Annotated in this window: 9 protein-coding genes; 6 read left to right on the top strand and 3 right to left on the bottom strand. The window is 37.2% G+C overall.

The window, feature by feature from the left end; translation table 11 throughout:
- Nucleotides 1-175 precede the first annotated feature (175 nt).
- Genes AC1M9F_RS13350 through AC1M9F_RS13340 form a run of 3 tightly spaced genes read left to right on the top strand, consistent with a single transcriptional unit; the run spans nt 176 to nt 3,860 of the window.
- Nucleotides 176-1,849 (top strand): phosphoethanolamine transferase, encoded by a 1,674-nt coding sequence (locus tag AC1M9F_RS13350; protein ID WP_481598006.1) that lies wholly within the window; start codon nt 176-178, stop codon nt 1,847-1,849.
- 1 nt (nt 1,850) lies between these two features.
- On the top strand, nt 1,851-2,531 hold the full coding sequence (locus tag AC1M9F_RS13345; RefSeq protein WP_092768381.1) for a response regulator transcription factor: 681 nt from the start codon (nt 1,851-1,853) through the stop codon (nt 2,529-2,531).
- Nucleotides 2,532-2,546: 15 nt separating this feature from the next.
- Nucleotides 2,547-3,860, top strand: a complete 1,314-nt coding sequence (locus AC1M9F_RS13340; protein ID WP_092768383.1) for an ATP-binding protein — start codon at nt 2,547-2,549, stop codon at nt 3,858-3,860.
- Nucleotides 3,861-3,864: 4 nt separating this feature from the next.
- Here the strand turns inward: AC1M9F_RS13340 and AC1M9F_RS13335 are convergent, their stop codons facing one another.
- A complete protein-coding gene (locus AC1M9F_RS13335; RefSeq protein ID WP_481598005.1) occupies nt 3,865-4,443 on the bottom strand; it encodes a phosphatase PAP2 family protein in 579 nt (192 codons plus the stop codon).
- A 242-nt stretch (nt 4,444-4,685) separates the two neighbouring features.
- Here AC1M9F_RS13335 and AC1M9F_RS13330 point away from each other — a divergent pair, with 242 nt between their 5' ends.
- Complete coding sequence (locus tag AC1M9F_RS13330; protein ID WP_481598004.1) at nt 4,686-5,558, top strand: alpha/beta hydrolase; 873 nt, start codon at nt 4,686-4,688, stop codon at nt 5,556-5,558.
- 4 nt (nt 5,559-5,562) lie between these two features.
- Here the strand turns inward: AC1M9F_RS13330 and AC1M9F_RS13325 are convergent, their stop codons facing one another.
- On the bottom strand, nt 5,563-6,180 hold the full coding sequence (locus AC1M9F_RS13325) for a TetR/AcrR family transcriptional regulator (protein WP_035270045.1): 618 nt from the start codon (nt 6,178-6,180) through the stop codon (nt 5,563-5,565).
- A 104-nt stretch (nt 6,181-6,284) separates the two neighbouring features.
- On the opposite strand from AC1M9F_RS13325, the gene AC1M9F_RS13320 reads away from it, so the two are divergent.
- Together AC1M9F_RS13320 and AC1M9F_RS13315 are read left to right on the top strand one after the other, a co-directional pair.
- Nucleotides 6,285-7,640 carry a flavin-containing monooxygenase gene (locus AC1M9F_RS13320; protein ID WP_481598003.1) on the top strand — a complete coding sequence of 452 codons (1,356 nt, stop codon included), beginning with the start codon at nt 6,285-6,287 and terminating at the stop codon, nt 7,638-7,640.
- A 113-nt stretch (nt 7,641-7,753) separates the two neighbouring features.
- Nucleotides 7,754-9,376, top strand: coding sequence for a long-chain-fatty-acid--CoA ligase (locus AC1M9F_RS13315; RefSeq protein ID WP_481598002.1), 1,623 nt, complete (start codon nt 7,754-7,756; stop codon nt 9,374-9,376).
- 60 nt (nt 9,377-9,436) lie between these two features.
- Here the strand turns inward: AC1M9F_RS13315 and AC1M9F_RS13310 are convergent, their stop codons facing one another.
- Nucleotides 9,437-10,753, bottom strand: coding sequence for a flavin monoamine oxidase family protein (locus AC1M9F_RS13310; RefSeq protein WP_481598001.1), 1,317 nt, complete (start codon nt 10,751-10,753; stop codon nt 9,437-9,439).
- Nucleotides 10,754-10,879 lie beyond the last annotated feature (126 nt).

The following is a 10,879-nucleotide window of genomic DNA, read 5'->3' as shown; positions in this document are numbered from 1 at the left end:
CAACTCAAACCTGAACTCAGGAAACATCACTTGTCACGGGTGACTCATCTTGACGCTTTGCCAGATTGCTCCACCAGTCTGGCTTTTTTTTATGCCCTAGACTTCAATCATTTATTCAGTAAATTTTAAGAAATAAAACCTAATCTCAGCATAGTTAAATATTAGAACTCATCGCATGCGCTACACATCTATCATTCAGCAATGGAAGAAACCAGCGATAAGCCTAGCACTATTCAATTTAGTACTCTCAGTATGGGTTGGCATTGGTTTAAATATTGCGTTCTACAAACAACTTACTTCACTCACACCTTATCAAGGTTATCCAGCAATTCTTTTTTTAATAGGTTCATCTGTCTTAATCACAGCCGCTTATTTTTTTATTTTCAATCTTATTCATTGGAGATTGAACGTAAAGATATTTGCAAGTATCTGGATTGTATTAGGCGGTATGTCTGCATATTTTGTAAGTAGTTTAGGCATTATTATTAATGCTGATCAGATTCAAAATATGATGCAAACCAATACGATGGAAGCACTTGATCTGATAAATATAAGATTATTTATTTGGGTTGTATTTTTTATTTTAGCGCCTCTTTTTTTTATTTATTGGGTGAATATCAAAAAATCAACGTTTTCTCATACCCTTTGCAGGAAAATGTTACACAGTGCAATCAGTTTAATTTTAGTGTTAGGTTGCGCTTATTTATATTATGTTGACTATGCAGCTATTTTTAGAGAAAACAGAGAGTTGAAAGGAATGATCAGCCCTCAAAATGTCGTTGCAGCGTCCTTCAGTTATTATAAACATCTTCAACCTCCCAAAAATACTATAATTCAACCCTACGGACGTGATGCACACCAATTTATTCAAACGGCGACCCATCAAACTCCAAAACTGATGGTTTTAGTGATAGGAGAAACAGCACGTGCAGAAAGTTTTCAGTTGAATGGATATGATCGAGCTACAAATCCAGAATTAAGCAAATTAAATATAATCAATTTTCGTAACGTCAGTTCCTGTGGTACTGCAACGGCGGTATCCGTACCTTGTTTATTTTCTGGTATGACTCGACAAGCATATACAGAAAAAGTCGCAAGACAACGGGAGAACTTACTCGATATTATTCAACGTGCGGGCTACAAAGTAACGTGGATCAATAACAATTCAGGATGCAAAGAAGTTTGTAATCGGGTTGAGCGTTATGAAATTCCCGAATCTATTCGTAAGCAATGGTGCGATTCTAAGGGTGAATGTAAAGATGAAATATTGATTGATAGCCTTAATGCCTATATACAAGCCATTCCCAAAAATGATAAAACGCCAAGACTTATCGTACTCCATCAAATGGGAAGTCACGGCCCAGCTTACTATAAACGGTCCACTCATCAATACACACCCTTTCAGCCGACCTGTAACACCAGCGCAATTCAGGGATGTAGTCAACAAGCTCTGATCAATACATATGATAATTCAATTGTATATACAGACCATATTCTCGCTTCGACAATCAATTTATTAAACAAACAAACTCAATTTCAATCCGCTTTATGGTATTTATCAGATCATGGTGAATCCACGGGTGAACATGGAATCTATTTACACGGCGCCCCTTATCAAATTGCACCATCACAACAAACTCATGTCCCGATGATCATGTGGTTTTCAACAGCATGGCGAAAACATCAAGCGTCAACTGTACGATGCATTGAATCTCAGAAAAATGATGCACTTAGCCAAGACAATGTCTTTCACACCATGCTAAGTTTATTGAATATTCATACTACAACATTACAACCCGCATTAGACCTCAGCCAACAATGCAAACCTCAATTACAGAACAGAGCCTAATATGAATAAAATCCTGATGATTGAAGATGACTTTATGATTGCAGAGTCATCTCAAAAGTTGCTCCAATATCAATCATTTGAAGTAGTCTGGGTCAATAATGGCATCGATGGCTTAAAACAATTAAATCAACAAGCATTTGATTTAGTGCTGCTCGATCTTGGATTACCTATGATGGATGGCATGCAAGTACTCAAACATCTTCGCTCACTATTTCCTTCAATTCCTGTACTCATTATTTCAGCAAGAGATCAACTTCAGCACCGTATCGATGGATTAAATCAAGGCGCTGATGATTATCTAGTAAAACCATACGAGTTTGAGGAGTTATTAGCGCGTATTCACGCCATACTCAGACGTGCATCTCAACAAAATACACCTCAGATAAAACAAATTTTAGAATTTGGCGGACTCAGGTTAGATCTTGAACAACATATCGCGAGTTTTGAAAATCAGACGGTTGAGTTTTCAAACCGTGAGTGGGCTTTATTAATTCCACTCTTAACTTATCCAAATAAGATTTTTTCGAAGTCTAATCTTGAAGAAAAACTGTATGATATTGAAAATGAAATCAGCAGTAATACCATTGAAGTCTATATTCATCGCATACGCTCAAAATTAGGTAAAAATTTTATACGTAATGTGCGAGGATTAGGTTATCGGCTAGGTCAGCCTACACCATAAAACAAGAATTGATACATGACGCAACCCTACTCTTTACAAAAGCAACTTGTTGTATTTACCTCAATTTTTAGTGTGGTGATGGGATGCATATTAGTTTTTTCAGCCTATAGAACAGCTTTAGAGGAAACAAATGAAATACTTGATGCTCAGCTGAAAAATCTGGCAGAGCGCGTTGCAAAATTTAATCCAGATCCTGTAAAGAGTAAATTTTCACATTTAAAACAGTACCATGAAGAAGATTTATTTGTAGATGTTTGGGCCTATGACCAACAATCACATTTACATGAAAAGTTTAAACAGTTGGTTGAGCCAGTCGCTAAGTCAGGTTTTTATCATCACACTAATCATTATGGTAAATGGCATACCTATGTGATTCCATTGAAAACTGTTCAAGTTCAAGTGAGCCAACAAGACTCTGTTCGACAAGCTTTAGCCATAGAGCTCGCAATCAACATGTTTTTACCTTATTTAATCATTATGCCCTTCGCGATTTATGGCTTAGGTTTTATAATTAGAAGAAATTTTGCTCCATTTGAGCAATTTAAATCCGAATTAAGTACACGTAAACCAAATGAGCTGACCGTAATCGACCCTCAACAGTACCCTATTGAGCTAGTACCCAGCATTCAAGCGATCAATCAATTATTTCAAAGGATCTCTGATGCCCAACAAGAACAAAAACAATTTATTGCAGACGCCGCTCACGAATTAAGAACACCAATTACAGCATTAAATCTTCAAACTAAAATTTTACTCAAAGAGCTCCCCCATCACGAATCGTTAATCAAAATGAATAATGGTTTACACCGAACTCAGCATTTGGTCGGACAGCTTTTAAATCTCGCTCAACAAGATTCATTGAATGCCAGTAACGAGAAAAAAATGAGTATTCGGTTAGATGAACGTGCTTATCAATCTATTGAACAATTGATTCATTTAGCTTTAGCCAAAGAAATCGATTTAGGTATGGAACGTTATGAACACGTTCAAATTATAAATTATTCATCTGCTATAGATTCAATATTAACCAACTTAATAGAGAATGCGATTAAATACACGCCTCCCAATGGCATCATTAATGTTTCGACATTTCAAGAGAATGATATAGCTATCATTCAAGTGGAAGATAGTGGCCCAGGAATTTCAGCAGATCTCTATGAACGTATTAAAAAAAGATTTTATCGAGTTGAGCAACATCAAGAAATTGGTAGTGGCTTAGGTTTATCAATTGTTGAAAAAGCTGTAGAACGTATGGGGGGTAATCTTATCTTTGATCGCAGCCCTCAATTAGGTGGTTTATTGGTGAGAGTGGAAATTAAACTACATTAATTGCTTAGGCTAATTTAACCTTATCTTTTAGACTAAATATTACGACATTGAACATCCAAATCAACCAACCTGTCCAAAGATTATGACTGAAAAAATGTGCACCTCTAAGCATTTGCGTCCATCCCATAAGCATTCCCAAGAGAATTGCACTCAATAAGTAAAATTGAGCTAATTTGCTTTTTTTGCTCCTGAACACAAAATACCCACTCAATAATGCAAAACCTGCAGAAGCATGACCTCCAGGAAAACAATGCCCAACTTTACTACTGAGACTCCAGACAACTGTCATTCCCTGAGGTTGAGCTGCATCCCATGGACACATCAAGTTCGACTGTGATTTGAACAACGCTATTAAAATAATTGAAATTAAAGCAACTGCAAAAATTGTGATGTAATTTTTAGAGGTTTCCAAACGTTGATTTCTCGATTTGGGATGAGCAACCATGACTGCAGATATCAGCATACTGCAGTACATCGCGATTAGCACATATTTAACCCATTCATGCCCGACCACACTTGGCCAAAATGCATCTTTTAAATAGAACACTCCTTTTGAATTTAAGCCTAATTGAATCAATTTCATGTCGACTGCACCATGTACTGGAAATAGATTGACCAAAATGAAATAGCTCAAGATTAAGGCGAAACATTGCTTGCGATAGAAAAAACTCATACGAATACATCGAATAAAAATGTATTTAAATCAATCAGGCTTAAAATTTTCTGAACGATTTGACATCAAATAGACTTTTATACTGCATAACGATATGCTTAAACCAACCTGAGTTGGGTTTTAAAAATAAAAAAGTGTTAAGGATAACCACGATGCAAACTCAAGAATTACTTATTCCGAATGGCAACTATCAAATCCAAGCGGATTTTTATATGCCAGTGCCGATCACAAAAGATTCTAGTATCATCATTATGGCTCATGGCTTAGGTGGAGAAAAAAGCTGTGGCTTAAACTCTTTCGCTGAAGCTTATGCAGAATTGGGATATAACGTATGCGTATTTGATCATTCTGGTTTTGGATTAAGCAGTGGTCCTGTTCAGCATCTTGTTGATAAAAATAGTCAACTTCAGGATTGGAAAGTCGTTATCGACTATATTCAAACCCGATTCTACATCCCGAAAAAAAATATCATTTTATGGGGGTATTCGTTCAGTGGTGCGCATGTTCTAACATTAGCAAGTGAACACACCTTTAAAGCAGTGATCTCTAATTTTCCACACGTTGATGGTTTAGCGAGCTTGACACTGTATCCGAAAAAATATTTATTGCCTGCAACCATGATTGCATTACAAGATTTAGCCCTAGCAAAAATAGGTAGACTCAAAACCATGCCTGTAGTTGCAAAAGATCGGTTTGCCATTTTGGCGGGTGAAGATTGCTATGATGCCTATTATCGACTGATTCCAGACGGGATGCATTGGAAAAATGCTGTACCAGCTCGAATCGTTGCAACCATTGGTTTATACCGACCAACAATGATCGTTCATAAAATTCAATGCCCTGTTTTTGTGTCAGGTGCGGAACTAGATTCACTTATTCCTGTCAAAGCAACACGTAAACTCGCACAAAAACTAAAACAAGGTGAATATCGTGAGTTCGTCTGCGGTCACTTCGATCTATTTCATTCGCCCGTTTTTGATCAACTCATCGCAGCGCATCAACTTTTTTTGGAAAAACTAAAATAAACTTTTAAAGTTGGTAGTTATATCCCTTACTGCTTAAGTAAAATTCACTGATGAAATGGCATTCTTTTAGAATGTCATCAGTGACTTGTTGATGCTGATAGTAGCTGTGTTTCATTAATGCAAAAACCATTTCAACCAAATACACCGCTTCCTCTTTTCTATTCAATTTCAGCGGATGAACTTTCTGCTCAAATACCGCTTGTAAATCATGAGCAATCTTCTCAATGACGATTTCCTGTAAATTAAAACCATCAACATGTACTGGCCCACCCAGAATCAAAATACTTGCAGCAGGATTTGAATTGTAGAACTCAGCCACCTTAGAAATTAGATCAAAACAAATATCACGTGTTGACCAAGTTTGATAGCACTCATTTTTAAACAAAACATAGGCCTGCAGTTCATCTAAATAACGTTTCACCAATATGCTGAACAAATGATTAACTGTTGGAAAGTATTGATAAATCGTAATCTTAGGAAGATCGGACTGTGCTGCAATTTCGGGAATAGTACAGTGATTGATGCCTTGTTCTTCTAATATTTTCTTCGTTGTTTCTAATACAAGTTCTAACCTTGCTTTACTTCTTTTTTGTACAGGAAGCTTAATTTCATCAAAAAGCATTTAAACAAATCCCCTGTCTTGCTGTTTAAAAATAAATCGATTATAGTCATAAAACCAACTATAGTTGGTTATGAATAAAAAGAACATCATTCAAGGATATGAATATGAACACAGTCTGTATCATTGGTGCAGGTCCGTCAGGAATTACGGCTGCTAAAAATTGTCAACAAAATGGTATTGCATACGATATCTTCGAGAAGAATGACAAAGTCGGTGGGAATTGGGTGTTTAATTCTAAAACTGGTCATTCTTCAGTCTATGAGAATACACACATTATTAGCTCGCGTACAATGTCTGAATATGAAGATTATCCAATGCCAGACAGTTACCCTGATTATCCACGACATGATCATTTGCAGCAGTATTTTGAAAATTATGCCAAACATTTTGGTGTATATGACAAGATTAAATTTCATCACACGATTCACCATATTCATAAAAATGAAAATAAAAAATGGGTGGTGGATTACACCGATGATCAAGGTAAAGAACAACAGAAAATATATGACTATTTAATGGTTGCAAATGGTCATCACTGGAAACCGAAATACCCTGAGTATGAAGGTGAATTTACTGGCAAGTGGATGCATTCACATGATTTTAAAGGTGTGAATGACGACTGGCGTGGAAAGAAAATTTTAGTCATTGGTGCAGGTAATTCAGGCTGTGATGTTGCCGTAGAATCAGCACGTGTCTCAAAAGATGTGTATATATCGATGCGCAGTCCACAATGGTTTGTTCCAAAATTTATGTTTGGACATCCCGCAGACATACTCGTCAAGTCAATGGAAAAACTTCCGCCCAAAATGCGCCAAAAAATTCTGACCAAATTGGTAAAAGCATTCAGTGGAAATTACGCAGATTTTGGCTTGCCTGTAAATGACAAGCCGATGCTGACACAACATCCAACGGCGAACTCTGACTTCATTGACTATGTGCGTCACGGTAAAATCAAACCAAAACCAGCGATCAAGCATCTCAATGGTAAAATTGTAGAATTCGTCGATGGTACTCAACAAGAGTTTGATATTATTTGTTGTTGTACTGGTTTCTGGACCGTCTTCCCTTTCTTCGATAAGGATTTTATAGATTTCCAACATGCTGAAAAATTACCGCTTTACCGTAAAATGATGCATGCAGAACATGACAATCTTTATTTCATTGGTTTATTCCAGCCACTAGGTTGTATTTGGCCAATTTCAGATCATCAAGCCAATTTGGCATGTCAGGAAATCTTAGGAAAATATAAACGTCCTTCTGATATGAAAAAAGCGATTCAGCATGAGTTAGATCATCCACATTACAACTTTGAAGGCGGTCAACGTCATGCAGCAGAGGTTGACTATAATGACTTCCGCGCTGAACTCGTGTCAGACCTTAAAACTGCTGGTGTCATCATTCCAGAGCGTAAACCTTTGGTTTCAATCCGTAAATTAGTTGGTTCTTTACTGACTGCATAATTTAGTGTATTTCTAGGTCATCAGTGAGTGTTACGTTAATCGTGAGCACTCACCTTACATAAATATAATCAACTCAAAATAAAAACTTAAATGATCAATAGCAGGAGCTTTGCATGCACGGACGTATGATGTTTCAACCTTTATTAATCAGCAGTTTACTAGAACATGCTGCTGAATTTCATAAAGACACCCTGATCGTTTCAAAAAACACCGATGGCACACTTTACGAAACCAATTGGGGCGATGTATCGGATAATGCTAAACGTGGTGCAAAGGCATTAAATGAACTTAAACTCATTCACGGCGATTGTATTGCAACATTAGCTTGGAACAATCATCGTCATTTAGAGGCTTGGTATGCTATTTCTGGTAGTGGTTTAATCTGTCACACCATTAACCCAAGATTATTTCCAGAACAACTGATTTTCATTATTAATGATGCACAAGATAAAGCGATTATTTTTGATAAAACATTCCTACCTTTGATTACAGGAATAAAAGCACATATTCCACTGGTGCAACATTTCATCTGCTTAGATGCACCTGATGAAAAGATTCGTCAAGCCTTACCCGAAGTCTTGTTCTACGATGATTTAATTGCGGGTCAAACTGCAGAATATACATGGCCTGAATTTGATGAAACCACTGCTAGTTCACTATGTTATACCTCTGGAACAACAGGCAATCCTAAAGGTGCTCTCTATTCTCATCGCTCAACTGTTCTTCACAGTTTAGCGGCCAGCTTACCTGACTCACTCAATCTGTCAGCCAAAGACATTATTTTACCTGTAGTTCCGATGTTTCACGTTCATGCATGGGGAACACCTTATGCCGCAGCGATGGTAGGTGCTTCAATTATATTACCAGGGCCGGGTCTTGATGGTGAGAGTCTAGTTAAACTCATTGATCAATATGAAGTGACTGTTGCACTTGGTGTTCCTACCATTTGGCAAAGCTTGTTGGTCGCTGCAAAAGCAATGAACAGTTCACTGACCTCCTTAAAACGTAATGTCATTGGTGGCTCGGCTTGCCCACCAAGCATGTTAGCGACATTCCGTGATGTATATGATTGTGAAACCATTCATGCATGGGGGATGACTGAAGCTAGTCCACTTGGCACTGCCAATCAATTCAAAGCTAAACATCACCAACTTTCTCAGGATCAACAAGCAAAACTACGTCTTTCCCAAGGTCGCCCGCCGTTTGGAGTCAAGATTCGTTTAGTGTCTGAAGAAAGAGGAACCGATCTTGTTCCACATGATGGTGAGACTATTGGTAATTTACAAATCAAAGGACATTGGATTGTTGACAAATACTTTTGTCAGTCCGACTCACCATTGACCAGCGATGGATGGTTTGATACTGGAGATATTGCGTCTATAGATGCTGATGGTTATCTGCATATTAGTGATCGTGCCAAAGACTTGATTAAATCTGGTGGAGAATGGATCTCTTCTGTAGAGCTTGAAAATATCGCAATGGGTCACCCAGAAATTGCGATGGCTGCGGTCATCGCAGCACAACATCCAAAGTGGGATGAAAGACCTGTCTTAATCGCTGTTAAACATCCTGATAGCCAAATCACTGAACAACAACTCATTGATTACTATGCTGATAAAATTGCTAGATGGCAAACTCCAGATAAAGTGATTTTTGTCGATGCCATACCGCTTAGCGGCACTGGAAAAATGCTAAAAAGAAAACTTCGCGAAGAATATGGACATGTATTAATGTGAGTTCAGGTTAATTTCTCAACTCACTCATACTAACTAAATAAAGCTGTAACTGTACATCAGTTACAGCTTTATATTTGAGCCATTACGAATAATTAAATTAGCAGTTTCACGACCTGACAGATATGCACCATGCACAGTGCCTGCATAATCGGTATGACAATGTTCACCTGCAAAATATACTTGCGCTGGATGCTCTTTTTTAAAGATCTCTACATCATCTTTAGTATGTTCAACTTTTGGAAAACTAAATGAACCTAAACTAAACGGATCACTCCCCCAGCGGGTAATTATGATGTTCTGAATTTCATTGGAGTGCATGCAAATCTTCAATATTTTCTTGATATATTCATGCACCTGTTGCTCCGTTGCTTGATCAACCCATTCTGACTTTGTACCTCCCACGAGAAGGAGATAAGTCGGTTTATTATATAAACGACTAAAATCTAAAATACTATACAGCTCACGCTCATCCCAAAAAAATGCCGTATTGTGTTTAAGTGCATTCCCATTAAATTCTAGAGCTTTTGAAAATTGTATAAATATTTTATTGAAAGATCCAAAACCCAGCTTTTGAATCGATTGGACTAATCCACTAGGCAAAGGCGGCTCAAACTTAATTTTATCTTGCTTTAAGATTCCGAGCGGAACAGTCACCACAACTTGAGAACCTATGTAAAGCTGTGCACATGCTGTTTTTATCTGGACTTGATGAGAGTCATGAACGATTTCAACAATATCTGCATTCGTATGAATCTCTAAATCAGCAGCCAGAACTTTAACAATCTGTTCATAACCTTTTGGAAATATCACTTCATCGCCTGAGAAGTAGCCTTCAAAATCCATAAAATTATGGGCTAATTGCTCTAAATCAGTCGCAAAAGGATCATGGGCAAGCCTTGAGTAATACTGCTTAATTTTTTGTGTGATGACGTCTCGATCAAAATAATGAAGTTGAAAACGTATCGTTCCTAAAACATTCTCAAGTTGCTCAAAAGCGGAGATATCCTGCTCTATTGATGTATTTTGAAAAACCTTCTGAACATCACGAAGGCATTTTTCAAATTCTAAGCTCTCTTGTTCGGTAAATGGCTGACCATTGGCATGAAAATAATCCACTTGATCATAATTAAAAACTTGAGTACTTATCCGATTGGACTCTGCAATTTTCCATATCGGATTATTATCAATACCATGTATCCATGATGCACCAAGGTCAAAACAATGACCATCAATGTTTTGTGTATGTATTCTCCCACCTATACGATCACGTGCTTCTAAAACAACAACATTAAATCCTGCTGATTTTAAATGCTGAGCACAACTTAATCCTGCAACACCAGCGCCGATAATATAAATAGGATGATTAAAGTCGTTCATTCATTTTTTTATTAGAAAAAATTCGCTTAAAGATATCGCGTTCAAAACTGTGAAAATAGTCGTGTGATGTAATAAATTTAAAATGATTGGTAACTTAAGAAGAGTTTAAAATTGTTTGAATCGAAT

This window comes from Acinetobacter sp. ANC_7504 (assembly GCF_056779995.1).
This window is presented reverse-complemented; position numbering and strand designations above follow the sequence as displayed.

Bases quoted from the DNA above. Each gene is read 5' to 3' on its own strand.
- AC1M9F_RS13350 (WP_481598006.1), top strand. From the start codon at position 176: ATGCGCTACACATCTATCATTCAGCAATGGAAGAAACCAGCGATAAGC.
- AC1M9F_RS13345 (WP_092768381.1), top strand. From the start codon at position 1,851: ATGAATAAAATCCTGATGATTGAAGATGACTTTATGATTGCAGAGTCA.
- AC1M9F_RS13340 (WP_092768383.1), top strand. From the start codon at position 2,547: ATGACGCAACCCTACTCTTTACAAAAGCAACTTGTTGTATTTACCTCA.
- AC1M9F_RS13335 (WP_481598005.1), bottom strand. From the start codon at position 4,443: ATGAAATTGATTCAATTAGGCTTAAATTCAAAAGGAGTGTTCTATTTA.
- AC1M9F_RS13330 (WP_481598004.1), top strand. From the start codon at position 4,686: ATGCAAACTCAAGAATTACTTATTCCGAATGGCAACTATCAAATCCAA.
- AC1M9F_RS13325 (WP_035270045.1), bottom strand. From the start codon at position 6,180: ATGCTTTTTGATGAAATTAAGCTTCCTGTACAAAAAAGAAGTAAAGCA.
- AC1M9F_RS13320 (WP_481598003.1), top strand. From the start codon at position 6,285: ATGAACACAGTCTGTATCATTGGTGCAGGTCCGTCAGGAATTACGGCT.
- AC1M9F_RS13315 (WP_481598002.1), top strand. From the start codon at position 7,754: ATGCACGGACGTATGATGTTTCAACCTTTATTAATCAGCAGTTTACTA.
- AC1M9F_RS13310 (WP_481598001.1), bottom strand. From the start codon at position 10,753: ATGAACGACTTTAATCATCCTATTTATATTATCGGCGCTGGTGTTGCA.